The following is a 23,997-nucleotide window of genomic DNA, read 5'->3' on the forward strand; positions in this document are numbered from 1 at the left end:
CCGCGGAGGCAAGACGGAGGCCGGGGCGGCGCCTCAGGCGGATCCGAAGCCGTCGAGGAAGAGCAGCACGGCCACGGCCATGCGGCGCAGCTCGTCCGGGTGCACGTTCTCGTCGGGCGCGTGCGGCCGGGTGAGCGGCTCCCCCGTGCCGAAGAGCACGAGCTCCGCGTCGGGCAGCGCCTCCGCGATCGCCCCGCAGAACGGGATCGATCCGCCCGCGCCCAGGTGCTCGACCTCCGCGCCGCCGTGCGCCGCGCTCAGGCTCTCGGCGAAGCGCCGGAACAGCGGGCCGTCGGGATCGGCGCGCATGCCCGCCCCGTGGCTCTCGTCCGCGAAGAAGACTCTGACCCCCCACGGCGCGGCCTCCCGCAGCTGCCGGCGGACGAGCTCGAGCGAGGCCTCGGCGTCGGTGCCCGGTGCGAAGCGCAGGTTGAGCCGGGCCGCGGCCGCGGGCTGGATCGCGGCCGTCGCCTCGGCGATCGGCATCACGTCGAAGCCGGTGACGCTCACCGAGGGCCGCGCCCACAGCCGGCTCGCGGCATCGCCCGATCCCGGCAGCTCCACGTCGGGGAGCACGCCGGCGTCCGCGCGCAGCTCGTCCTCGCCGTAGGGGGCGCCGTCCCAGCGCTGCTCGGCCGGGAGCCCCGCGACCGTCACATCGCCCGCGTCGTTCTTCAGCGTCGCGAGCATGCGGATCAGCGCCATCGCCGGGTCGGGAGCGCCGCCCCCGAACTGCCCGGCGTGCACCGAGCCGGCGAGCGCGTCGACCCGCACGGTGAGGTTCGCGACCGCGCGCAGCGCGACGGTGATGCCGGGGCGGCCGAGCGCGCGGCTGCCCGTATCCTGCACGAGGAAGACGTCGCCCGCGAGGCGCTCGGGGTGCTGCGCGGCGAAGCGGTCGAGACCGCCGCCGCCGCGCTCCTCGGAGCCTTCGACGACCACGCGGATGCCGACGGGCAGCCGGTCCCCGTAGCGCTCGCGCAGCCGCGCGAGGACGAGCAGGTGGATCACCGTGTTCGCCTTGTCGTCCGAGGAGCCCCTGCCGTACCACCGGCCGTCGTCGCCGACGGTCAGCGCGAAGGGGTCGCTGCGCCAGCTCGCGCGATCGAGCGGCGGCTGCACGTCGTAGTGCGAGTAGAGCACGACGGTCGGCGCGCCCTCCGGGGCCGGCGCGGAGGCGAGCACCGCGTCGCTGCCGTCCGGCATCGGCACGCGCGCGGCGTCCGCGAGGCCGAGCGCGGCGAGGCGCGCGACGATCCAGTCCGCCGCGGCCGCGCACGCCCCCGCGGTCTCCGGGACACCCGCGACGGAGGGGAAGGCCACGAGCTCCGCGAGCTCGGCGAAGGCCTCGCCCATCATGCCGTCGACGATCCGCTCGGCCTCGACGGCGGTGAGCGGCCGGTGCGGCTCGGGTGCGAGCCCTCCCGACGCGCCCGGCCCCGATGCGCGCGCTTCGGACCGGGGTCCCGCGGCGTCCGTCATCGCTCGGCCTCCTCGGCCATGAGCCGCGCGGCGCGGCGCGTCAGCTCGGCGCGATCGATCTTGTTGGTGCCCGCGAGCGGCATCTCGGCGAGCCGCCAGACGCGCCTCGGGTGGGCGAAGGGCTCCACGAGCGTCAGGGCGTGGGCGCGGAGCGCGGCCTCGAGCGCGGCGTCGCCGCCGGCCGCCTCGGCGGCGCGGTCCGCTGCCGCCTCGGCCTCGCTCCCCGCGAGCTCGTCCTGCAGCGTGACGAAGGCGACCGGCTTCCAGGCCTTCACCTCGTCGGGCACGGGCACGACGACGGCCTCCTTGACCGCGGGGTGCGCCGTCAGAGCGGACTCCACCGCGGACGGGTAGACGTTCTCGCCGCCGGAGGAGAACATGTCGTCCTCGCGGCCGGCGAAGAAGTAGGCGCCGTCGCGCACCTCGAAGATGTCCCGCGTGTGGTAGAAGCCGTCCGGCGTGATCGCGGAATCCGCCGCGCTCCGCCCCAGATATGCCGGGAACATGGCGGGCGTGCGGATCTCGAGCACCCCGCGCCCCGCGGCCGGCGCGCCCGTCCCCGGCTCCACGAGCCGCAGTTCGACCCCGGGGTCCGCGATCCCGACGGAGCCGACCGGCACCTCCCGGTCGGCGGGGTGCATGAAGGCGACGGGCCCCGACTCGGTCGTGCCGTAGCCGAGGGTCACCCGGGCGTTCGGGAAGAGCTGCCGCATCCGCGCGTCGAGCGCGGCGCCGGCGGGCGCCGAGGCCATGTTGACGTGCGTCACGGAGTCGCGCGGCAGCGCCCCGAGGAGCTCCGCCTGCTCCGTGATGAGCGCGAACATGGGCGGCACGCCGCTCACCTCGGCGACCGCCTCCTCGGCGATGGAGCGGAGCGTCTCGGCCGCGTCGAACTGGCGCAGCAGCACGATCGTCTCGCCGTTCGCGAGCGCCTTCTGGCTGCGCGCGAGCGCGTTCATATGGTAGAGCGGTGCCGAGACGAGCACGGGCCACGGCTCGGCGCGGCCGGTGCGCGTGTGCTCCTGCACCCAGCGGTGGCTCGCGTGGGTGAGCGGCACCCCCTTGGGCGCGCCCGTCGACCCCGAGGTCGCCAGCACCATCGCGAGGTCGTCGGGTCCGGGCTCGAAGGGGACGGTCCGGGGCGGGGTCGCGGGATCCGCGTCGCCGCCCGCCGGATCGGCCCCGAGCGGCAGCACCGCCGCGCCCGCCGTCCGCGCCCGCTCCTCGAGCCCGTCCGCAGCGAGCACGGTGCGCACCTCGGCCGTGGCGAGCACGTGCGCGACGCCGGGCGCCGGGAGCTTCGTCCCGATGGGCACCGGCACCGCCCCCGCGAGCTGCAGGGAGAGGAACGCGATCAGCCAGTCGGGCGAGTTCAGGGCGAGGATCCCCACCCGCTCCCCGACGGCGAAGCGCCCGGCAAACGCCGCGCTCCGCCGCTCGAGTCGCTCGAGCAGCTCGGCGTAGCCGATCCGGGTCGCGCGCGTGCCCCCGTCGTCGGCGGCGCCCGGCTCGCGGAAGACGATGGCGTCGCGTTCGGGGTGGCGGGCGTCGATGGTCGCCGCCTGGTTCCGCGAGCGCGCGAGGCGCAGCGCGAACGGTTCGGGGGTGGGGCCGGTCACGGGGACTCCTATCCTGCGGTCGCGTAGCTGGCGCGCGAGACGGCGACCTCCCGGCCGTCGCTCGTGAGCGTCGCCTCGGCCACCGACACGGCGCGGCCGGGCTTGCGGACGACGCCCGTCACGACGAGCTCCTCGCCCGCGGCGGCGCGGAGGTAGTGCACCGTCTGGTCGATCGTCGGGCTGGGCGCGATGCCGCGGCTGAGGAGCGCCCAGTCCGCGGCGATGTCGAGCAGCGCGGCGATGATGCCGCCGTGCACCACGCCGCCCTCGTCGTTGTTCAGCCACTCGGGCGCGACGGTCGCGCGCAGCTCGATGCCCTCCGGCCCGAAGGCGTGCACGCGCAGCCCGAGCCATCGGTGATAGGGGGCTGCGAGCAGCGCCGCCTCGACCTCGGCCGCCGTGGAATCGGCCCCGAGGGCCGAGAATGCGGAGCTCACTGCGCCGCCCCCGCCCACGGATCGACGACGAGCTTGCCGATGAACTCCCGGCGTTCGAGGCGCTCGAGGCTCTCGACCGCCTGCTCGAGCGGCACGACGGAGTCGACCACGGGGTCAATCCGGCCCTCGGCGACGGCGTCGAGGAGCGCGACGAAGTCCTCGGTGTCGAAGCCGTTGGAGCCGACGATCTTGAGCTCGAAGGTCCAGATGTAGCGCAGGTCCTCCACCGGATCGAAGCCGGCGGTGGCGCCGCAGACGAGGATCCGGCCGCCGAGGGAGGCGGCGCGGAGCGTGGGCGCCCAGGTGTCGCCGCCGGTGAAGTTGACGATCACGTCCATGCCGGGCTCCGAGCTGAAGCGGCTCGGCTTGCCGTGATGCTGCTTGACGTAGTCGAGGATCCCGATCTCGCGGTAGTTGAACACCTCGTCCGCGCCGAGGTCGAGCACGGCCTGGCGCTTCGCGTCGTCGCCGACGGCGGCCACCACGTAGGCGCCGAGGCTCTTCGCGAGCAGCACGCTCGCCGTGCCGACGCCGCCGGAGGCGCCGAGCACGAGCACCTTGTCGCCCGCGGACACCGCCCCCTTGCCGACGATCATGCGGTGCGCCGTGCCGTAGGCGATGGGCAGCGACGCGGCCTGCACGTCGGTCACCGCGTCGGGGATGCGGATCAGCTGGCCGACCTCGACCTTGACGTACTGCGCCATGCCGCCGTCGACGACCTCGCCGAGCAGCTTGCCCTCGGAGTTGATCGGGTGGATGAGCACGCGATCCCCGAGCGCCCAGTCGCCCGCGTCCGCGGGGAGCTCGTGCAGCTCGCCGACCGCGTCGAGGCCGATGATCACGGGCGTCGGGATCGTGATGCCCGGCATGCCGTGCACGGTGAAGATGTCGTGGTAGTTGAACGAGGTCGCGGTGACCCGCACCACGGCGTAGCCGGGCTCGGCCGTCGGCACCGGGTAGTCATCGACGAGGTCGAGCTCCGAGACGTCGCCGTGCTGCCTGAGGACGAGTGCTTTCATGGGTGTTGCTCCTGTGTCGGGTCGATGGGTGATGTCCGTGGGGCCTGCCGCCCGGGCAGCGCCTCGTCGAGGAAGGCCCAGAGCTCGGGGCCGATCCGCCGGTTCGCCGCGGCGATGCCGTCGGGGGCTCCGCCGAGGTGGAAGCTCTCCGTCACCTCCACAGTAAACCCCTGCGGCCAGCTCGCGGGATCGGGGTCCCGCACCGGCTCGCCCTTCGCGACGAAGGTGGTCGGCTCGAGCTCGAAGCTCACGCTGTGGCCGGCGCGCGGGAAGCTCAGCCGGCGCACGCGGTGCGGGAAGCCGTGGGCCAGGAGGCGCGTCTCGATGCGCTCGGCGAACCAGGCGGAGGGCCACAGCGCGTCGTCCTCGCCGGCGATGAGCAGCACCGGGCCGCCGATCCGCTCGACCGGGATCGTCGCGCGCTCGAGCTCTCCGGCGGCGGCCGCGCGGGCGACGTTCGCGAGGAACGCGGAGGCGTGCACGCTGCGCCCGTCGCGCACGCCGAAGTCCGCGACCCGGGAGCGCGGCGGGACGAACGGCACGGGCGCGCCGCCGCGGGTCCAGCTCGCGCGCTCGCCGCGCGGGTCGCCGCCCGGCTGGGCGTGCTCCCCCCAGACGACGCCGCTCGGCACCCAGGCGACGACCGCCGCGATCTCCTCGGGGTAGGTGGCGCCGAGCAGCAGCGCGAGCTCCCCGCCGCGCGAGGTGCCGACGAGGCCGACGCGCGCGGCGTCGAGCTCGGGCCGCTCCCGCAGCCAGGCCATCGCCCCCGCGAAGTACTCGAGGGGGATCTCGGTGAGCTCGGCCGGCACGCGGTCGTCCCCCGGCACGAGGAAGTAGCCGAGCGCCAGCACCGCGAACCCATGCGCGGCGTACTGGGCGGCGCGCCGCCCCTGGATCCCTCCCCCGGAGCCGCCGAACTGCACGAGCGTGCGGTACGGGGCGGCGTGCTCGGCGGGCGGCAGGAACAGCACCCCCGAGAACGGGGCGTCGGGCAGCGCGATCCGGCGCACCCCGGGGGCGAGCACGCGGCGCCGGAGGCGCGCGGACGCGGTCTCGGTCCGGCCTCCCGGCACCTCGGCGCGGGCGGTGAGCTCGACGGCGTAGTCGTCGAGCTCGTCGATGAGGAAGGGGTTCGCGGCGCGCAGCTCGCTGCCCTCCTGCGCGGGCCAGTCGGCGTCGGGTCGGAGCGACCAGATGAGCCCGGAGGCGTCGGCGACGGCGTAGCTGCCGTCGATCGGGGTGGCCTTTCCGAGGTCGACCCGGCCCCGCTCGTCGGCGCCGAAGACGCCCCAGGCGCTGAGCCGTCGCCCGCCGGACAGGCGGAGGCGGGCGTCGACGCGGACGGCGCCGCCCGGCACCGCCCCCGTCGCCTCGATCTCGACCGGATCCTCGACGGTGCCGAGCTCCGGGCTCGCGCGCAGCCGGAGCGCCGCCGTCACCGGGCGGCGTCCGGGCCGTCCGCCCCCGGCTCAGGCCGGGTGTGCGGCTGCGCGCCGGACTCGCCCACGTCGACGCCGAGCGCGGCGAGCACGACGCGCCGGGTCTCCGCGAAGCGGTGCTCGGCGTCGGCGGCCTCGCGGTCGGCGGCGATCTCGCGGTCGTAGACGATCGCGCCCCGATCGAGCACGAGCACCCGATCGGCGAGGTCGAGCGCCTCCTGCACATCGTGCGTGACGAGGATCACCCCGGGGCGGTGCGCGGTGATGAGCTGGCGGAGCTCCCCGTGCATCTTCAGCCGGGTGAGCGCGTCGAGGGCGCCGAACGGCTCGTCGAGCAGCAGCAGGCGCGGCTCGCGGACGAGCGCGCGGGCGAGCCCGACGCGCTGCGCCTCGCCGCCCGAGAGGGTGCCGGGCCACGCATCGGCCTTCGCGGCGAGGCCGACCTCGCCGAGCGCGCGCTCGGCGATGCGGCGCAGCTCCGCGGCCGGGGCGCGCAGCCCGAGCACCACGTTCTTCCACACGGCACGCCAGGGCAGCAGCCGCGGATCCTGGAAGACCACGCTCCGCGCCGCCGGCACGAGGATCTCGCCCTCGTACTCGTCGTCGAGGCCCTCGAGCAGGCGGAGCAGCGTGGACTTGCCGCCGCCACTGCGGCCGAGCAGGGCCACGAACTCGCCCGAGCGCACGGTGAGGTCGAGCTCGGTGAGCACGCGCTGCTCCCCGAAGGACTTGGTGAGGCCCCGCACCTCGACGACGTTCTCGCTCTCGCGGGGCTCGGGGCGGTCGGAGGCGGCCGTCACGCCCCGGCGAAGGCGTTGCGCCATCTCAGCACCCTCCTCTCCACAAGACGCACGAGCATGTCGGACCCCAGCCCGAAGAGCGCGTAGACGATCAGGCCGACGAAGATGATGTCGGCGCGGAAGTAGCGCTGAGCATCCATCATCAGGTACCCGACGCCCGACTGCGCGTTGAGCTGCTCGGCGACGACGAGCACGACCCAGGAGATGCTCACGGAGAAGCGGAAGCCGACGAAGAACGACGACATGGCGCTCGGCAGGATCACCTGCCTGATGAGCTCGCTCCGCCTCAGCCCGAACACGGCCGCGGACTCCACGAGCCGGTTGTCGACGTCCCTGATGCCCTGGAAGACGTTGAGGTAGACGGGGAAGAAGGAGGCGTAGCTCACCAGGAAGATCTTGGGCGCCTCGTCCATGCCCATCGCGAGCACGACGAGCGGCATGAGCGCGGTCGCCGGGAGCGGGCGCAGCAGCTGGACGATCGGATCGAAGGTGTCCTCACCCGTCCGCCAGAGGCCCGCCACGACGGCGAGGGCGACGCCGAAGACGGTGCCGATCGCGAGTCCGGTGACGGCGCGGAGGAAGGAGACGAGGATGCCCTGCTGCAGGCTGCCGTCCTGGAGCAGCTCCCCGATGGTGCCCACGATCTTCGAGGGCGGGGGCAGCAGCACCTCGTCCACGAGGCCGATCCGGCTGATGAGCTCCCAGAGGGCGATCACGAGGATGGGGATGCTCCACTTGCGCACCCAGCGCGGAATCGGGCTCCTGCGCGGCCGGGTGCTCAGGGCGAGCTCGGGGGGCGCGATCGTCACCGCGGGATCCCTCCTCGCGTCGGTGCCGGGGTCGCCGGATCAGTCGCGCGCCGCATCGATGTTCTCCGCGTAGCGGGTGTCGATGAGATCCTGCACGTCGATCGCCTCGTCGAGCAGGCCCCAGGTGACGAGGTTGTCGAGGTCCTCCTGGTAGTCGGCGATCGCCTCGTCGGTGTAGGGCTGCACGGAGACCGTGGTCGCGATCGCGTCGGCGACCTTGCCGCCGAGCTCCGCGTCGATGCTCTGCTGCACCCCGACGGCCTCGGCGAACGCCTCGTGGTTCTCGTCGAGGTGGCGCCAGTCGTAGTACGCGGTGACGCGCTCGACGAAGTCGGCGACCGCGAGGGACTTCGCGGGGTCGTCCATGATCTTCTCGGTGCTCGCGATGACGTAGCTGACCGCGCTCGCCTCGTTGGCGTAGTAGAGGACCTCGGTGCCCTCGTTCTCCATGTCCTCGACGAGCGCGCCGTTCACGCTCGTCACGAAGCCGTCGAGCTGGCGGCTGAGGAACGCCGTGTTGCCCGTGGCGTCGGTGAAGTACTTCACGTCCAGGTCGGCGGGCGCGAGGCCGGCCTCGGCGAGGGCGGCCTGGAGCACGACGTCGGCGGTCGTCCCCTGCCCCCAGTTCACGCCGATGGTCTTGCCGCGGAGGTCGTCGAGGTCCTCGATGCCGGACTGCTCCGAGACGAAGAGGTTGATGTTGCCCTGCTCGCGGGAGGCCTCGTCGTCGCCGTCGCGTCCGATGAGGCCGACGATGCGCGCGCCGGAGCCGTTGACGATCGTCTTGGCGCCGTTGGCGTCGAAGCCCCATACGCCGGCGTCGATCTGCCCCGAGGCGAGGGTCGTGTAGGCGTTGGCGCCCCCGACGTCCTTGAACTCGATCTCGTAGGGCACGTCGTCGAGCAGCTCGGCCGCCTCGAGGTGGCTCTCGAGCCAGCCGCCCACGTCGCCGACGACGAGCTTGTCCGCGATGGTCGCCTCGCCGTCGTCCGCGGCGGGGGCCGAGCAGGCGGAGAGGCCGAGGGCGCCGATGGCGACCGCGGCGGCGGCGAGGAGGATACGACGTGACTTCATGGGGTTCCGATCCGGCTTTCTGAGAGGATGCGTGACGTGCGAGGCGCCTGTGGGCATGACCGATCAAGCGTATATAACCCAACGCGCTGGAAGCCATAATATTTCAGGATGTTTCGGCGGGTTCGACATCCGGCTCCGCGCGGCCCACGATGGAGGGCATGACCGCAGCGCATCGCTTCCCAGACTTCCTCGACCACGTGGTGATCGCCGGCCCGTCGCTCCCCGAGGTCGTCGCGCGCTTCGCCGAGCTCACCGGTGTGCAGGCGCAGCCGGGCGGGCAGCACGACATCGGCACCGCGAACGCGCTGCTGCGCCTCACGGTGCCGGGCGAGCCCGACACGCGCTACCTCGAGCTCATCGGCCTCGGGCCGGATCGGTCGGCGCCGGCCGAGCGCGACGTATTCGGGGTGAACACCCGGGACGGCATCGGCGTCGCGGCGTTCTGCATCCGCCCGGAGGACCTCGACGCCCACGCGGAGCGGCTGCGGGCCGCGGGGATCGAGCCGCACGGGATCGGGGATCAATCGCGCCGCACGCCTGACGGCGAACTGCTCGCGTGGCGGCTCATCTCGCCGCCGTCCGGGGTCGCGACGAGTCTCGAGCCGTTCAGCATCGACTGGCTGGCGAGCCGGCACCCCGCGAGCGCGACCGCTCCCGCCGTCGAGCTGCTCGGACTGAGCGGGCGGCACCCCGAGCCCGAACGGCTGCGCGCACGGCTGGCCGCCGCCGGGGTCGGGCTCGACGTCGCCCGGGGCGACGAGCCCGCCCTCGTGCTGCGGCTCGGCACGCCCCGCGGCGAGGTGGAGTTCAGCGCGCTCTGAGCGATGCGGGCCGGCGTGCGGGCGCTCTGCCGCCGCGGCCCGAGCCCCCGGCTCAGCGTGCGGCGTAGTGCAGGAGGACGGTGCCGTTGGCGAAGACCCGCTGCTCCACGAGCGCGAGATCGAGCACCGCTCCCGGCGGGAGCGCCGGGAGGCCGCCGCCGAGCGTCTGCGGGACGACGAAGAGCCGGAAGTCGCGCACGAGCCCCGCCCGGATCGCCTCGGCGGCCGTGGTCGGGCCGAAGATCTCGACTTCGCCTGGCGCCTCCGCGACGAGCCGTTCGAGCTCTGCGAGATCGAGCCGCGGGACGAGCCTGGCGCGTTCCGAGGAGAGCTCCGCGGGCGTCAGCGTCGTGGACGCCACGACGAGCTCGAGGGCGCACCACCGGCGGGCGAACTCACGCTCGGCCGGGCCCCACTCCTCCCCGGGCGGCTCGGCCTCCCAGTAGCGCATGAGCTCGTACGCGCGCCGCCCGAGCACCTCGGTGGAGACGGCCGCCATGCGCTCGACATGGAAGTCGAAGACCTCGGCGCTCGGCGAGGACCAGCGGAAGTCGCCGTCCGCATCCGTGGCGAAGCCGTCGAGGGAGATCGTCGCGGTGAAGCTCAGCGTGCCCATGAGGCATCATCCCTCTTCGGAGCCGCCGGGGCAAGAGGCGACGGGAGGTCGGACGGGCGCGGCTCGGGCCCGGGCGTCCGCCCCGGGGCCCGAGCCGCCGTCTACCGCCCGGTGAGGAGCATGTCGGCGAAGCCCGCGGCCTTCAGCCGCAGCTCCTCGATGCGACGGGCGCGGGCCGCGGCCACGTCGTAGCCCTCGTAGGCGGGCGGCGGGTCGTTGCGCACGTTGCGCGAGCACTCGAAGTCGCGGCAGACGAGCGTGCCGACGGTGCCGCCGCGCCGCCCGGCGGGGCCGGCGCGGCGCGCGCTCCAGAACACCACGTCGTTCGGCAGCCGCACATCGCGGCACCAGTTGCACATGGCGCGCGAGCGCGGCGCGGCCTCCGCCTGCCGGAGGGCGACGCCGACGGGCGCGCCGTCCGGCCGCGGCAGCAGCACGTAGGCGCGCCGCGCGAACTTCGGATCGCGCCAGCCGAGGTAGTCGAGGGCGCGCCAGTCGGCCTCGCGGAGCGCGTCGAAACCCTCGGGCAGCGTGAGATCGGCCACCTCCTTGCGGGAGGCGTTGATGAACGAGGAGCGGATGTCGGATTCGGTCAGGGGGTGCATGACGGGGCCTTTCCGGGCGCGGGAGGGCGCCCGAGCGAGTCGAGAGCGGGAGGGGTCGTCGCAGCGCCGTGGGGGCGGATGGCGCGGGCACGGCGGGGGACTCGGCGACTCACCGTCGGCGAGCGCGTCGCCGACGACCTCCTGACGCCGGGAGTACAGCTCTCGGGAACTCACGCGGCCAGTGTAGCCCGTCGCGGACGCGGCGCACCCCGGGGCCCGGTCATGCGGAGGAGTTCCACGCGAGGATGAGGATCAGCGTGACGATGAAGCCCGAGCCGTAGTTCAGCAGGATGAAGCGGCGCCAGGCCCGATTGGTGCGGGCGGAATCGGCATCGGGGACCGAGCGCCACGGCGCGCAGTTGAGCAGGTAGGGCACGGCCACGACGGCCGCGAGCGGGGCGGGCCACGGCGCCGCGAGCACGAGCAGCCCGGCGAGGAGCCAGAGCGCGAGCGCGAGGCGCACCGTGCGCCGCGCGCCGAAGCTCGTCGCGATGGAGCCGATCCCCGCCTCGCGATCGGGGATGATGTCCTGCACGGCGCCGAAGGCGTGCGCGGCCATCCCCCACAGGAAGAACGCCGCGAGCAGCACGATCACCCCCGCGTCGACGGGGGCGCCGGCGAGCGCGAGGCCGACGACGGCCGGGCTGACGAAGTGCGTGCTCGAGATGATCGAGTCCCAGACCGGACGCTCCTTGCCGCGCAGACGGGGCGCCGAGTAGGCGATGACCGCGAAGGTGCTCACGGCGATGGCGGCCCACGCGGCGGGGCCGCCGGCCGCCAGCAGCAGGACGAGGAAGGGCAAGTTCGTCGCGAGCACGAGCCGGAGGAGCGGCCGGTGGTACTCGGGCGCGAGGAGCGCCCCCTCGATGCCGCCCTTGCGCGGGTTCTTCGCGTCGGACTCGTAGTCGAAGACGTCGTTGATCCCGTACATCGCGAGGTTGTACGGGACGAGGTAGTAGAGGGTGCCCACGACGAGCAGCCAGTCGATCTCGCGCGTGGTGAGCAGCATCGCGGCGGCGAAGGGGAAGGCCGTGTTCACCCAGCTCACCGGACGCGAAGCGACGAGGGCCTGCGTCAGCAGCGCGCCGAGGGGCACGCCGCCGCGTCGGGTGAGCGCCGCCCAGAGCGCGGGAAGGGCGACCGCCACGGCGGCGGGATAGGCGAAGTCCTCGACGGGGGCGAGGCCGATCCGCATCCCTGAGATCAGCCCGGGGGCGTAGTCGAACAGATCGAGCCCGATCATGAGGCTGTCGAAGACGGCGGTGAGGAGGAGGAGCGCGACCCCGGCGACCGCGACGGCGGCCCAGCGCGGCCGCCGCGGACCCGCCGCCCGCGCGAGGAGCACGGCGGCGGCGAGCGCGGCGACGAGGAATCCGGCCGAGAGCAGCGCGTAGCTCATGCGCGGCCCCGCCGCCGAGCGCGGCCGCGCCTGCGCCGGTCGAGGATTCGCTCGGCCCCCGTGTACAGCACCATCGAGCAGAGCACCAGGAACACGAGGAACACGGGCTCCTCGAGCGGCAGCTCCTCGGCGAGGACGATGCCGGTGGCGAAGCCGGACGCGCCGCGGAGGAAGATGCCGCTCGCGATGCCGGCCGCGTCCCAGAGCAGGAGGAAGGCCGTGCCCGCCGCCGTCACGAGTCCCGCAGCCGCGGGGTCGCGCCAGAAGAAGAGCCGGAAGCGCCGGTCGAGGAGCAACATGCAGGCGATCCCGAGCAGCAGGCAGCCGAGGTAGCCGAGCGGCATCATCGGCGCTCCGACCCGGCCGCGGACCGGGCCGCGGCGGCGCGGGCCGCCGAGGGCCCGGCGGAGCGATCGCCGCGGATCCGCTTGAGCACGAGCTCCGCGCTGATGAGGCACATCGGCACCCCGACGCCGGGGGCGGTCGTCGCCCCGGCGTAGTAGAGCCGATCGACCCGCTTCGAGGCGTTCTGGGCCCGGAAGAGGGCGCTCTGCCTGAGGATGTGCGAGGGCCCGAGCATGCCGCCCCTCCAGGAGTGGTAGTCCGCGGCGAAGTCGGCGGGGCCGAGCGTCTCGCGCACGACGATCCGCGCGCGGAGATCCGGGATCCCGGCCCAGCGCGCGATCTGCTCGATCGCCGCGTCGACGGCGCCCTCGACGGCCGGGTCGCCGCCGCCATCCGCTCCCCCGGCGCCGATCCCGGTGTCGGCGGGCACGGGGATGAGCACGAAGAGGTTCTCGTGCCCGGGCGGCGCGACGCCCGGATCGGTCGCGCTCGGCTTGCAGACGTAGAGGGAGGCGGGATCGGGCAGGCGCGGCGCATCGCCGAAGATCGCGTCGAAGTTCGCGTGCCAGTCCCGGGTGAAGCAGAGGGAGTGGTGCGCGAGTCGCGGCAGCTCCCCCTCGACGCCGAGCATGGCGATGACCGCACCGGGTCCGCTCTCGCGGCGGCGCCACCAGCGCTCGGGGTAGCTGCGCATCGCGGGCTCGAGCAGGGCGGTCTCGGTATGGTGCAGATCCGCGGCGGACACGACGATGTTGGCGTGCTCGATGTGCTCGCCGCGCGCATCGCGCGAGCGGACCCCGCTCACCGCGGGCCGGCCGCCCTCGGTGCGGGTGAGGATGCCGGTGACCTCGACGTCGGTCGCGATCTCGACGCCCTCGGCCACGGCGAGCGCCTCGAGGCGCTCGACGAGGCCCCAGAAGCCGCCCATGGGGTACTGCACGCCCTCCTCGAGATCGAGCGCGCTCATGAGGTGGTACATCGCCGGTGCGCGGCTCGGGTCGGTGCCGAGGAAGACCGCGGGGTAGCCGAGCACCTGGCGCAGCACGGGGTCGGCGAAGCGCCGGGCGACGAAGCGCTCGAGACTCGTCCCGAGCAGGGCGGCGAGCTGCGGCAGCGCCCGGAGCACCTCGGGCGCTGCGAGCGAGCGGGCGCTCGTGAAGGGGTTGTAGAGGAAGAAGCGCTCGGCCATGTCGGCGCTGCGCGCGGCCGAGGCGAGATACCGCCGCAGCCGCCCGCCCGCCCCCGGCTCCACGCGCTCGAAGACCTCGACGACGCGGTCGGCGCCGAGGGGGATCTCGAGCTCGCGCGCGGGCGCGTCGCGGTTCGGCTCGGCGAAGACCCGGTAGCCGGGGTCGAGGGTGCGCAGCGAGAGCTGCTCCTCGGCGCTCGTGCCGAGGAGCGAGAAGAAGTGCTCGAAGACGCGCGGCATGAGGTACCAGGACGGACCGGTGTCGAAGCGGAACCCGTCGCGCTCGAGCACGCCGGCGCGGCCGCCGACCCGGGAGTTCCGCTCGAGGAGCCGGACGCTGTGCCCCTCGCGCGCGAGGAGGGCGGCGGTCGCGAGCCCCGCGACGCCTCCGCCGATGACGATCGTGCGGGTCATGCGATGCGCTCCTTCCGCAGCGCCAGGGCCGACTGCGCGACGATCCCGGCCTTCGCCGGGGCCGAGAGACGGACGCGTCGCTCGGTGAGCTGCGCGGCCGGCGTGCGCGCCAGGCGCTCGGCGAGGCGCGCGAACATCCGGAGCGCGCAGTCGACCGCGATCCGCGCGTCCCGGGGCAGCAGCGGCAGCGCCGCGGCCGCATCGTCCAGCTGCTCCCGGATGATCGCGATCCAGCGCCGCTGCAGCGCCGCGTCGACCGTGCCGTCCGCGCTGAGGTAGCTGCGCCCGAGGCGCTCCGTGTCGTCGGCGAGATCGCGGAGGAAGTTCACGTTCTGGAACGCCGCGCCGAGGCGGCGCGCACCGAACTCGAGCGTGCGCCGCTGCGCGTCGGTCCGGTGCTCCTCCCGGAGGAAGACCCGGAGGCACATGAGGCCGACGACCTCGGCGGAGCCGTGCACGTACGCGGCGTGCGCCGCGTCGTCGAGGCCGGTGAGCGGGTCCCCGTCTGCGCGCTCCCCCGCGAGGTCGGAGCGCATCGAGGCGAAGAACGGCCCGGTGAGCTCGCGCGTGATGCCCGCCGCCCGCGCCGTGTGCGCGAAGGCGTGCACGATGGGGTTGCTGCTGTAGCCGGAGGCGATCGCGCCGTCCGTCTCGGCCTCGAGCCGCGCGAGGGCCTCGCGCTGCGCCTCCGGGGGATGCCGGCTTCGGCCGTCGCGCCGTCGACGAGCTCGTCGGCCACGCGCACGAGGGCGTAGATGCTGCGCACGTGCGTGCGGTGGCGGGGCCCGAGGAGCCGGGTCGCCGCGCCGAATGAGGTGGAATAGGCCGCGATGATCCGGCCCGCCGCGAGCTCCGAGGCCGCCGTGTAGCGGTCGAAGGTGCTCATCCCGTCCAGCGAGCGCCTCACAGCCGCCGCTCCTCGATCGACTCGATGAGGCGCCCGATGTAGGCGGCGAGCGCGGGCGGGATGCCCGCTCCCGGCGCCGCGAGGAGCTCGGCGCACGCCCCGATCTCCTCCTCGATCAGCGAGCGCAGGAAGCGGTGGGCGCCGCAGTCGATGAGCCGGTCGCGCATCCGCGCGCCCTGCGCCGCGGTGAGCGTCGGGCTGCCGAAGCCCCGGGCGATCTCGGGCCAGGCCTCGGTCAGCCGCGCGTACGCGATGATCGCGGTCTCCTTCCCCTCGCGGAGATCCGAGTACGGGTCCTTGCCGTGCTCCTCCGCGCGGCCGAAGGTGGAGAGCAGATCGTCCTGCAGTTGGAACGCGACGCCGAGGTGCCGGCCGAGCCGTGCGATCGCCTCCTCCGTCTCCGCCGAGGCGCCGGCCAGGACGGCGCCGGCCCGCAGCGGCAGCTCGAAGGTGTACGTCGCGGTCTTCAGCCGGCTCATGTCGAGCACGGAGGCGAGCTCGGACGGGGCGACGCCGTGGCTCAGCGCGACATCGAGGTGCTCGCCGGCGACCGACTCCGTGATCGCGTGGTCGAGGAGATCGAGCAGGCGCAGCCGCATCGGCTCCGGGAGCCGCTCGCGGGCGAACACCTGGTGCACCGCGGCGAGCAGGAGATCCCCCATGAGGATGCCGCTGGTACTCGCCCAGTGCAGGTCTGCGGGGTCCGGCGGCGTGCCGCCCGCGCTCGCCCCCTCGAACGCCGCCGCGTCGCGGTCCCGCAGCACCGTGCCGATGAGGTTCGGCCGGCCCCGTCTCAGCAGGTCGCGGTCGATCACGTCGTCATGGAGGAGGAAGGCGTAGTGCAGCAGTTCGACGGCCGCGGCGACCCGGAGCACGGCGCCGCGGTCGGCCGCCGGGCCGCCATCACCGTCCGCCGCGCCCTCGAAGGTGCCGATGAGCAGGCGCGGTCGCAGCAGCTTGCCGCCGGTGATGCACTCGGCGGCCGCCGCCCAGAGCCGAGCGAAGTGCGCGCCGTAGGCCGTGGCTCGCGCGCCGCGCTCGGCCAGCATGCGGTCGATCTCCCGCTGCACGTCCTCGATCTCGAGCGCAGCCGGCCCGCTCCGGGTGAGCACGCCGCGGCTCACGATCGCTCCCCGGCGGGAGGCGCCGCGGCGCCGGGCTGATTCGCGAGCATCGCGACTCCCTTCACTCGGGACAACTATTTCCCTCAGCATACTGAGTACTTTGAGTTATAGTAACTAACAGTTGAATATATTCCCCGAATGTTCTCCTGAGCATAGGATTGCGATATGGCGGATTCCGGTGCCACCCCCGGTCGAGATGCGGTCTCAGAGAGGCTGTACGACATCGATTCGAGCGACCCTCGGAGCGAGCTCGTGGATCGCTCCGACCTCGACCGCGAGGACATCGCCCAGATCGGACGCCTCATGCAGGCGCTCTCGGGCCTGCGCGACGCCGAGCGCGCGCTCGCGCAGGCCTCCGAGCGCTACATGCGGCTGAGCGCGCAGGACATGCGGGCGCTGCACTACCTCATCGTGGCGAAGAACCGGCAGGAGATCGTCACCCCCGGGCGGCTCGCCGCGCACCTGAAGATCTCCCCGGCCTCCACCACGAAGCTGCTCAACCGGCTCGAGCGGGGCGGGCACGTCATGCGCAACATGCACCCCTCGGATCGCCGCGCCTTCGCGATCGCCGTGACCGCCGAGACCGAGCACTCCGCGATGCAGACCCTCGGCAAGCAGCAGTCGCGGCGCTTCCTCGCGGCCGCCCGGCTCACGCGCGATGAGCGTGAGGTCGTGATCGGCTTCCTCACGGACATGACGCAGGAGCTCTCGCTCCGCGACGTCGCCTGGGCAGGGGAGGATGCGGCAGGGGGCGCGGGAGTCGGCTCGGCCGCGGAGCACGCCGACGTCACCGACGCCGGGCGAGCGCCGAGATCGCGGCCATGACCGCGAGCAGGATCGCGAGGAGCGGGCAGACCACGGCGCAGGAGGAGAGGATCATGCCCGCGGCGAATCCGTTCGTGCCGAGGCGGCCGAGCCCGGCCAGCACAGGGACGGCGCGCGCTCGACGGCGATGGGGCGGGAGCCGTCGGCCCTGTCCGCCGTGCAGTGACGAAGAGCCTCCGCGGGCTCGTCATGCGGCGGCGCGGCGCGATCCCCGCGCCGCGCCGCCGCCCGGTTCTACGCGTCGACGAGGTAGCGGCTGTAGGCCGGCACCGTGAGGAAGGTGGGGAAGTCGTCGCCGAGCGAGACGTCGGCGAAGAGTTCCGCCGCGTCGTCGTAGCGGTCGCCGTCGAAGCGCGCGAAGCCGGCGACGGTCTCCTCCACGATGCCCGCCACCCACTCCCGGGTGATGCGCGTGCCGTCGGCGGTCGACTGGTCCTGGTGGATCCACTGCCAGATCTGCGAACGGCTGATCTCGGCGGTCGCCGCATCCTCCATGAGGTTGTCGATGGCCACCGCGCCGAGGCCGCGGAGCCAGGCCTCGATGTAGCGGATGCCGATGGAGACGTTCTCGCGCACCCCGGACTCGGTGATGTCGCGGCCGATGCGCACGTCGAGCAGCTGCGCCGCGGTCACGTGCACGTCGTCGCGGAGACGGTCGAGCTGGTTCGGGCGGTCGCCGAGCACGGCGTCGAACTCCGCCTGGGCGACGGGGATGAGGTCGGGGTGCGCGACCCAGGTGCCGTCGAAGCCGTCGCCGGCCTCGCGGTGCTTGTCGGCGCGGACCTTCTCCTCCGCGCGCTGCGTGACCTCGGGATCGCGCCGGTTCGGGATGAACGCGCTCATGCCGCCGATGGCGTGCGCGCCGCGCTTGTGGCAGGTCTGCACGAGCAGCTCGGTGTAGGCCCGCATGAACGGCACCGTCATGGTCACCTCGCTGCGATCCGGGAGCACGAAGCGCGCGCCGCGACCGCGGTAGTTCTTGATGATCGAGAAGATGTAATCCCAGCGGCCCGCGTTGAGCCCCGCGATGTGATCCCGCATCACGTACAGGATCTCCTCCATCTCGAATGCGGCGGGCAGCGTCTCGATGAGCACCGTGGCGCGGATCGTGCCGTGATCGAGTCCGAGTGCCCGCTCGGTGTAGGCGAAGACGTCGTCCCAGAGCTTCGCCTCCTCGCTCGACTCGAGCTTCGCGATGTAGAAGTAGGGGCCGCGGCCGCGGGAGACGAGCTCGCGGGCGTTGTGGAAGGCGTAGAGGCCGAAGTCGACGAGGCTGCCCGAGGCGGCGCCGGCGCGCCCCTGCGCGTCCGTGTAGCGCAGGTGCTTCTCGACGAGGTGCCAGCCGCGCGGCCGCATCACGATCGTCGGCGTGCGGTCGGCGGTGACGCGGTACTCCTTGCCCTCCGGGCTCGTGTACTCGAGCCGCTCGCGGATCGCGTCGAAGAGGGAGAGCTGGCCGCCGACGACGTTCCGCCAGGTCGGGCTCGTCGCGTCCTCCTGATCGGCGAGCCAGACCCGCGCGCCCGAGTTCATGGCGTTGATGGTCATCTTCGGGTCGGTGGGACCGGTGATCTCGACGCGCCGGTCCTCGAGCCCCGGACCGGCGCCGGCCACGCGCCAGCTGGCGTCCTCGCGAATGCTCCGCGTGTCCTCGCGGAACTTCGGGTCGCGCCCGTTGCCGATCTCGTAGCGGCGGCGCTGGCGGTCGGCGAGCCGCTCGTGGCGCGTGCTCGCGAAGCGGTCGTGCAGCTCGGTGAGGAACTGCAGCGCCTCGGGCGTGAGGATCTCATCGCTGCGCTCGAACGGGCGGCCGAGCACCTCGATGCGCGCGGCGCTCGCCGCGGGTCGCTCCGCCGCCGCGGGGCGGACCGTCTCGATGGTTCCTGTCGATGCAGCGTTCACGATGACTCCTGTGTCCGGGCCCCGGCCGTCCGGCGCGGGGCGATGCCTGCTGATGGATCCATCATGCGGGGCCCGCGGTGCGGCGCTCCGGCGATTCCGCGGGGGAACATCCGACACTTTTCACCGATCTGAAAGAATCCAGGATTTCCGGACTGTCCACGCAATCCGCGCCACTGAAGGCCCGATCCGCCTCGAGGAAGTGTGAATTTTTCGAATTCGCAGAATATTCGCGTATCTTCACCCCCCAATTGGGCCAGGGCGCGGTTGGTCAGGGGCGCAGAGTGGAACTACTCCAGAACATCGACCTTGAAAGAGATCCATCATGAGTGCGTTCACCACCGACATCGCCGCCGTGCAGACGCTGAAAGACCAGAACGGCTCGGGCTGGGATGCCGTCAATCCCGAGTACGTCGCCCGCATGCGGGCGCAGAACCGCTTCCGCACCGGTCTCGAGATCGCCCAGTACACCGCCGACATCATGCGCCGCGACATGGCGGAGTACGACGCCGACGCCTCGGTCTACACGCAGTCCCTCGGCGTCTGGCACGGCTTCATCGGCCAGCAGAAGCTGATCTCCATCAAGAAGCACCTCAAGAGCACGAACAAGCGCTACCTCTACCTCTCGGGCTGGATGGTCGCGGCCCTCCGCTCGGAGTTCGGCCCCCTCCCCGACCAGTCGATGCACGAGAAGACCGCGGTCCCCGCCCTCATCGAGGAGCTCTACACCTTCCTGCGCCAGGCGGACGCCCGCGAGCTCGACCTCCTGTTCGCGCAGCTCGACGACGCCCGCGCCGCGGGCGACGAGACGGCGATCGAGTTCATCCAGTCCCAGATCGACACCCACGAGACCCACGTCGTGCCGATCATCGCCGACATCGACGCCGGCTTCGGCAACCCCGAGGCGACCTACCTCCTCGCGAAGAAGATGATCGAGGCGGGCGCCTGCGCGATCCAGATCGAGAACCAGGTCTCCGACGAGAAGCAGTGCGGCCACCAGGACGGCAAGGTCACCGTGCCGCACGAGGACTTCATCGCGAAGATCAACGCCGTCCGCTACGCCTTCCTCGAGCTCGGCATCGACAACGGCGTGATCGTCGCCCGCACCGACTCGCTCGGCGCCGGCCTCACGCAGAAGCTCGCCGTCACCGCCGAGCCGGGCGACCTCGGCGACCAGTACAACGCCTTCCTCGACGTCGAGGAGATCTCGGAGGCGGAGCTCGGCAACGGCGACGTCGTCATCAAGCGCGACGGCAAGCTGCTGCGCCCGAAGCGCCTCGCCTCGAACCTCTACCAGTTCCGCGCCGGCACGGGCGAGGACCGCGTGGTGCTCGACTGCATCACCTCGCTGCAGAACGGCGCCGATCTGCTGTGGATCGAGACCGAGAAGCCCCACGTCGAGCAGATCGCGGGCATGGTCGATCGCATCCGCGAGGTCGTGCCCGATGCGAAGCTCGTCTACAACAACAGCCCCTCGTTCAACTGGACGCTCAACTTCCGCCAGCAGGCGTACGACCAGTTCGTCGCGGAGGGCAAGGACGTCTCGGCCTACGATCGCGACAAGCTCATGAGCGTCGACTACGACGGCACCGAGCTCGCCAGCCTCGCCGACGAGAAGATCCGCACCTTCCAGCGCGACGGCTCGGCCCGCGCCGGCATCTTCCACCATCTCATCACCCTCCCGACCTACCACACGGCGGCGCTGTCGACCGATAACCTCGCGAAGGGCTACTTCGGCGAGGAGGGCATGCTCACCTACGTTCGCGACGTGCAGCGCGAGGAGATCCGGCAAGGCATCGCCACCGTGAAGCACCAGAACATGGCCGGCAGCGACATCGGCGACAACCACAAGGAGTACTTCGCCGGGGATGCGGCCCTCAAGGCCGGCGGCAAGGACAACACGATGAACCAGTTCGCCTGAGCGGACGCCTCGAGGGGGTCCCGGCCGCGGCCGGGACCCCCTCCGCCGTGTCCGGGCGGGGTCGATCAGCGAGCCCCCGCGCGGACGGCCCGGGCGCTCGCCGCGGGCGAGAGGTCGAGCCGGCGCAGCAGCTGCGCGTTCGCCGCCACGACGATCGTGGAGAGGGACATGAGCACGGCGCCGACGGACATGGGGAGCACGAAGCCGATCGGGGCGAGGACGCCGGCGGCGAGGGGCACGGAGAGCAGGTTGTACCCGGCCGCCCACCAGAGGTTCTGACGCATCTTGCGATACGCCGCGCGGGAGAGCTCGATCACCGACAGCACGGAGCGGGGGTCGTCGCTCGCGAGGACGACGCCCGCCGAGGCGATGGCGACGTCCGTCCCGGCGCCGATCGCGATCCCGACGTCCGCCTGCGCGAGCGCCGGCGCGTCGTTGACGCCGTCGCCGACCATCGCGACCCTCGCACCCCGGCCTGGAGCTCCGCGATGGTCGCGGCCTTGTCCTCCGGCCGCACCCCCGCGAACACGCGGTCGATGCCGAGCTGCGCGCCGACCGAGCGGGCCACGGCCTCGGCGTCGCCGGTGAGCATCACCACCCGCACGCCGGCCGCGTGCAGCGCGTCGACCGCCTCCCGCGATTCGGGGCGCACCTCATCGGCGAGCGCGAGGCCGCCGATGACGGCGCCGTCCGCGGCGACGTGCAGGATGATGGCGCCCTCGGCGCGCCAGTCGTCGGCCTCGGCGACCTCGGCCGCCCCGAGCTCCTCGAGCAGGCGCGGGCCGCCGACCCGGATCTCCCGGCCGTCGACCGTCGCGGTCACCCCGACCGCGGGCGCGGAGACGAATCCCGAGACGGTCGACAGCGGCAGGCCGCGCTCCCGAGCCGCGCGCACGATGGCCCGCGCGAGCGGGTGCTCGCTGTCGGCCTCCGCGGACGCCGCGAGCGCCAGCAGCCGGTCGCCCGTCGTTCCTGCGACGGGCGCTGCGGAGGTGAGCGTCGGCTCCCCCGTGGTGAGGGTGCCCGTCTTGTCGAACACGACCGTCTCGACGGTGCGCATGGTCTCGAGGGCGAGCCGATCCGCGACGAGCACGCCGCCGCGCGCGGCCCGCTCGGTCGCGATGGAGACGACGAGCGGGATCGCGAGGCCGAGCGCGTGGGGGCAGGCGATCACGAGCACCGTGATCGCGCGCACGACGGCGTCGTCGGGGCTGCCCCAGACGGTCCAGGCGACCGCGGTGACGACGGCCGCGGCGAGCGCGAACCAGAAGAGCAGGGCGGCGGCGCGATCGGCGATCCGCTGCGCGCGCGAGGAGGAGGCCTGCGCGGTGGCGACGAGGCGCCCGATGCCCGCGAGCGCCGTGTCGTCGCCGATCGCGGTCACCCGGACCCGGAGCCCGGAATCGGTCGCGACGGTGCCCGCGATCACCCCGTCACCGGCTCCGCGGGCGACGGGGCGCGACTCGCCGGTGATCATGGACTCGTCCATGTCGGCCCGGCCGTCCACGATCGTCCCGTCTGCCGGCACGCCGCCGCCCGGCCGCACGAGGACGACGTCGCCCACCCGCAGCGCGCTCGGCGCCACGACCGCGATCCGATCGCCCTCCACCCGCTCGGCCGTATCGGGCAGCAGCGCGGCGAGGGAGTCGAGCGCGGAGGAGGTCTGCGCCAGGGAGCGCATCTCGAGCCAGTGCCCGAGCAGCATGATCACGATCAGGAGCGCGAGCTCCCACCAGAACTCGAGCTCGTGGTGGAGGATGCCGATCGTGGCCCCCCACGAGGCGAGGAAGGCGACCGAGATCGCGAGCCCGATCAGCAGCATCATGCCCGGCTTGCGCGCCCGGAGCTCGCCGACGGCGCCCGAGAGGAACGGCCAGCCGCCCCACGCGAACATCGCCGTGCCGAGCACCGGGGCGATCCACCCCGCCCAACCGGGCACCCGGTAGCCGAGGAGCATCGCGAACATGGGGGAGGCGGCCACGACGGGCACCGCGACGAGCAGATTCACCCAGAACAGGCGGCGGAAGCGCGAGACGTGCCCCGCGTGGCCCGCATGGCCGGAGTGGTCCGCGTGACCGGTAGGGCCTGCGTGTCCCGTGTGGTCCGCGTGGTCCGGGGCGTCGTGGTCGGGATGGACGTGACCACCGGTGCCGATGCCCTCGGCGGTGCTGCCGCGCTCGGCGGTGCCCGGCCCGTCGTGGCGCCCGTGGTGGTGCTCGTGCTGCGCGTGCGGATCGCTCATGGCCTCGCTCCTTCGTCCGGCACCCCTCCGGGCGCCTCGCCACTCACAACAGAGTACCCCCTGGGGGTATTCCGTGCGAGCGGTCTACGCGAACGGTGCGCCTCACGCGTCGGTGCGGGCGCCCGCGTCGGCGGCGAGCGCGGCGAGCACGGCCCGGACCGCGGGTCGTTCGGCGGCGCTGCGCCGGGTCACGGCGAGGATGGCGCGCGTGCGGACGGGCGCGAGGGGAACGCAGTGCGCGCCGCCGCGCAGCGCCTCGGGCGTGAGGGCGGGGATGAGCGCCGCGGCGGCGCCCGACGCGCCGAGCGCGCACTGCACGACCACGTCGGAGGTCTCGTGCGCGATCCGCGGGGCGAACCCGGCCTCGTGGCAGAGCGACTCGGCCCACGCGCGCGCGGGGCTCCCCTGCGCCTCGAGCACCCAGGGCCGATCGGCCAGGCGCGCGAGCTCCCCGGCGGCGCCCCACGAGGCGGGCGCCGCGACGAGCATGGCGTCGTCGCCGAGCGGCGTCTCGCGCAGCTCCGGGAGCGGGGCCCCGCGATGCCGCGGGTAGCGCTCGATGATGGCGATGTCGATCTCCCGCGCGCGCAGGGCCGGGATGGAGCGTTCGGGCTCGGCCTGGACGCAGCCGAGCTCGATGCCGGGCGCGTCCTCCCGCAGCCGTTCGATGAGCGGCGGGAAGAGCGCGAGGCACCCCGTCTGGAAGGCGGCCACGGCGACCGCGCCGACGAGCTCGTCGCGACGCGCGGCGAGTCGCGCGCGCAGCTCCTCCCAGTCGTCCAGCAGCCGCGGGCCGAGCTCGGCGAGCAGCTCGCCCTCGGGCGTCAGCCGCAGCCCGCGGCCGTCCGCCTCGAGGAGCGGAGCGCCGAGCTCGACGGACAGTCGCTCGAGCTGCTGCGAGACGGCGGAGCTGCTGTACCGGGCCTCCGCCGCCACCGCCGCGATCGTGCCGAGCCTGACGAAGTCGAGGAAGGTCTGCAGGCGACGGATCTCCGCCATGCGTTCCTC

21 protein-coding genes and 1 pseudogene are annotated in these 23,997 nt (G+C 73.4%); 3 read left to right on the plus strand and 19 right to left on the minus strand.

Annotation, left to right across the window (positions count from 1 at the left end; all coding sequences use genetic code 11):
* Positions 1–33 precede the first annotated feature (33 nt).
* Genes MUN78_RS15050 through MUN78_RS15085 form a run of 8 tightly spaced genes read right to left on the minus strand, consistent with a single transcriptional unit; the run spans position 34 to position 8,682 of the window.
* On the minus strand, positions 34–1,482 hold the full coding sequence (locus tag MUN78_RS15050) for a M20/M25/M40 family metallo-hydrolase (protein WP_244727532.1): 1,449 nt from the start codon (positions 1,480–1,482) through the stop codon (positions 34–36).
* Positions 1,479–3,101, minus strand: coding sequence for a class I adenylate-forming enzyme family protein (locus MUN78_RS15055; protein WP_244727534.1), 1,623 nt, complete (start codon positions 3,099–3,101; stop codon positions 1,479–1,481). Before MUN78_RS15055 ends, MUN78_RS15050 begins: the two co-directional genes overlap by 4 nt.
* An 8-nt stretch (positions 3,102–3,109) precedes the next feature.
* A complete protein-coding gene (locus MUN78_RS15060) occupies positions 3,110–3,538 on the minus strand; it encodes a PaaI family thioesterase (protein WP_244727536.1) in 429 nt (142 codons plus the stop codon).
* On the minus strand, positions 3,535–4,557 hold the full coding sequence (locus MUN78_RS15065; RefSeq protein WP_244727538.1) for a zinc-binding dehydrogenase: 1,023 nt from the start codon (positions 4,555–4,557) through the stop codon (positions 3,535–3,537). Before MUN78_RS15065 ends, MUN78_RS15060 begins: the two co-directional genes overlap by 4 nt.
* A complete protein-coding gene (locus tag MUN78_RS15070) occupies positions 4,554–5,999 on the minus strand; it encodes an acyl-CoA thioester hydrolase/BAAT C-terminal domain-containing protein (RefSeq protein ID WP_244727540.1) in 1,446 nt (481 codons plus the stop codon). The genes MUN78_RS15065 and MUN78_RS15070 overlap by 4 nt, the downstream gene beginning before the upstream one ends.
* The gene (locus MUN78_RS15075; RefSeq protein WP_244727542.1) at positions 5,996–6,823 is read right to left on the minus strand and encodes an ABC transporter ATP-binding protein; all 828 of its coding nucleotides are present in this window, start codon (positions 6,821–6,823) and stop codon (positions 5,996–5,998) included. Before MUN78_RS15075 ends, MUN78_RS15070 begins: the two co-directional genes overlap by 4 nt.
* Positions 6,796–7,608, minus strand: coding sequence for an ABC transporter permease (locus tag MUN78_RS15080; protein ID WP_244692034.1), 813 nt, complete (start codon positions 7,606–7,608; stop codon positions 6,796–6,798). The genes MUN78_RS15075 and MUN78_RS15080 overlap by 28 nt, the downstream gene beginning before the upstream one ends.
* Before the next feature lie 39 nt (positions 7,609–7,647).
* Entirely contained in the window at positions 7,648–8,682 is a 1,035-nt protein-coding gene (locus MUN78_RS15085) for an ABC transporter substrate-binding protein (RefSeq protein ID WP_244727544.1), read from the minus strand.
* 158 nt (positions 8,683–8,840) lie between these two features.
* Between MUN78_RS15085 and MUN78_RS15090 the strand changes: the two genes are divergently transcribed.
* Positions 8,841–9,503 carry a VOC family protein gene (locus MUN78_RS15090; RefSeq protein WP_244727546.1) on the plus strand — a complete coding sequence of 221 codons (663 nt, stop codon included), beginning with the start codon at positions 8,841–8,843 and terminating at the stop codon, positions 9,501–9,503.
* Between the two features lie 52 nt (positions 9,504–9,555).
* On the opposite strand, the gene MUN78_RS15095 is transcribed toward MUN78_RS15090, so the two are convergent.
* The 7 genes from MUN78_RS15095 to MUN78_RS15125 form a co-directional block, all read right to left on the minus strand.
* The gene (locus tag MUN78_RS15095; RefSeq protein ID WP_244727548.1) at positions 9,556–10,119 is read right to left on the minus strand and encodes a dihydrofolate reductase family protein; all 564 of its coding nucleotides are present in this window, start codon (positions 10,117–10,119) and stop codon (positions 9,556–9,558) included.
* A 101-nt stretch (positions 10,120–10,220) separates the two neighbouring features.
* Entirely contained in the window at positions 10,221–10,724 is a 504-nt protein-coding gene (locus MUN78_RS15100; RefSeq protein WP_244692038.1) for an FBP domain-containing protein, read from the minus strand.
* A gap of 220 nt (positions 10,725–10,944) precedes the next feature.
* Positions 10,945–12,123, minus strand: coding sequence for a prenyltransferase (locus MUN78_RS15105; protein ID WP_244692039.1), 1,179 nt, complete (start codon positions 12,121–12,123; stop codon positions 10,945–10,947).
* A complete protein-coding gene (locus MUN78_RS15110; RefSeq protein WP_429951080.1) occupies positions 12,120–12,470 on the minus strand; it encodes a lycopene cyclase domain-containing protein in 351 nt (116 codons plus the stop codon). Before MUN78_RS15110 ends, MUN78_RS15105 begins: the two co-directional genes overlap by 4 nt.
* On the minus strand, positions 12,467–14,071 hold the full coding sequence (crtI, locus tag MUN78_RS15115; protein ID WP_244727550.1) for a phytoene desaturase family protein: 1,605 nt from the start codon (positions 14,069–14,071) through the stop codon (positions 12,467–12,469). The genes MUN78_RS15110 and crtI overlap by 4 nt, the downstream gene beginning before the upstream one ends.
* Entirely contained in the window at positions 14,068–14,883 is an 816-nt protein-coding gene (locus MUN78_RS15120; protein ID WP_346730639.1) for a phytoene/squalene synthase family protein, read from the minus strand. Before MUN78_RS15120 ends, crtI begins: the two co-directional genes overlap by 4 nt.
* Positions 14,884–14,974: 91 nt before the next feature.
* Positions 14,975–16,102 (minus strand): polyprenyl synthetase family protein, encoded by a 1,128-nt coding sequence (locus tag MUN78_RS15125; RefSeq protein ID WP_244727551.1) that lies wholly within the window; start codon positions 16,100–16,102, stop codon positions 14,975–14,977.
* Between the two features lie 165 nt (positions 16,103–16,267).
* Here MUN78_RS15125 and MUN78_RS15130 point away from each other — a divergent pair, with 165 nt between their 5' ends.
* Positions 16,268–16,927 (plus strand): MarR family winged helix-turn-helix transcriptional regulator, encoded by a 660-nt coding sequence (locus tag MUN78_RS15130; protein WP_244692042.1) that lies wholly within the window; start codon positions 16,268–16,270, stop codon positions 16,925–16,927.
* On the opposite strand, the gene MUN78_RS15135 is transcribed toward MUN78_RS15130, so the two are convergent.
* Together MUN78_RS15135 and aceB are read right to left on the minus strand one after the other, a co-directional pair.
* Entirely contained in the window at positions 16,890–17,030 is a 141-nt protein-coding gene (locus tag MUN78_RS15135; protein ID WP_244727553.1) for a hypothetical protein, read from the minus strand. The two genes, MUN78_RS15130 and MUN78_RS15135, sit on opposite strands and share 38 nt — an antisense overlap.
* 131 nt (positions 17,031–17,161) lie before the next feature.
* The gene (gene aceB / locus MUN78_RS15140) at positions 17,162–18,751 is read right to left on the minus strand and encodes a malate synthase A (RefSeq protein ID WP_244694079.1); all 1,590 of its coding nucleotides are present in this window, start codon (positions 18,749–18,751) and stop codon (positions 17,162–17,164) included.
* 400 nt (positions 18,752–19,151) lie between these two features.
* On the opposite strand from aceB, the gene MUN78_RS15145 reads away from it, so the two are divergent.
* Positions 19,152–20,747 carry an isocitrate lyase gene (locus MUN78_RS15145; protein WP_244692044.1) on the plus strand — a complete coding sequence of 532 codons (1,596 nt, stop codon included), beginning with the start codon at positions 19,152–19,154 and terminating at the stop codon, positions 20,745–20,747.
* A gap of 65 nt (positions 20,748–20,812) precedes the next feature.
* Here the strand turns inward: MUN78_RS15145 and MUN78_RS15150 are convergent.
* Together MUN78_RS15150 and MUN78_RS15155 are read right to left on the minus strand one after the other, a co-directional pair.
* Positions 20,813–22,989: pseudogene (locus tag MUN78_RS15150) on the minus strand (heavy metal translocating P-type ATPase).
* 102 nt (positions 22,990–23,091) lie between these two features.
* Positions 23,092–23,988, minus strand: coding sequence for a LysR family transcriptional regulator (locus tag MUN78_RS15155; RefSeq protein WP_244727555.1), 897 nt, complete (start codon positions 23,986–23,988; stop codon positions 23,092–23,094).
* Positions 23,989–23,997 lie beyond the last annotated feature (9 nt).

Source organism: Leucobacter allii (genome assembly GCF_022919155.1).
Taxonomy (GTDB): Bacteria; Actinomycetota; Actinomycetes; order Actinomycetales; family Microbacteriaceae; genus Leucobacter; species Leucobacter allii.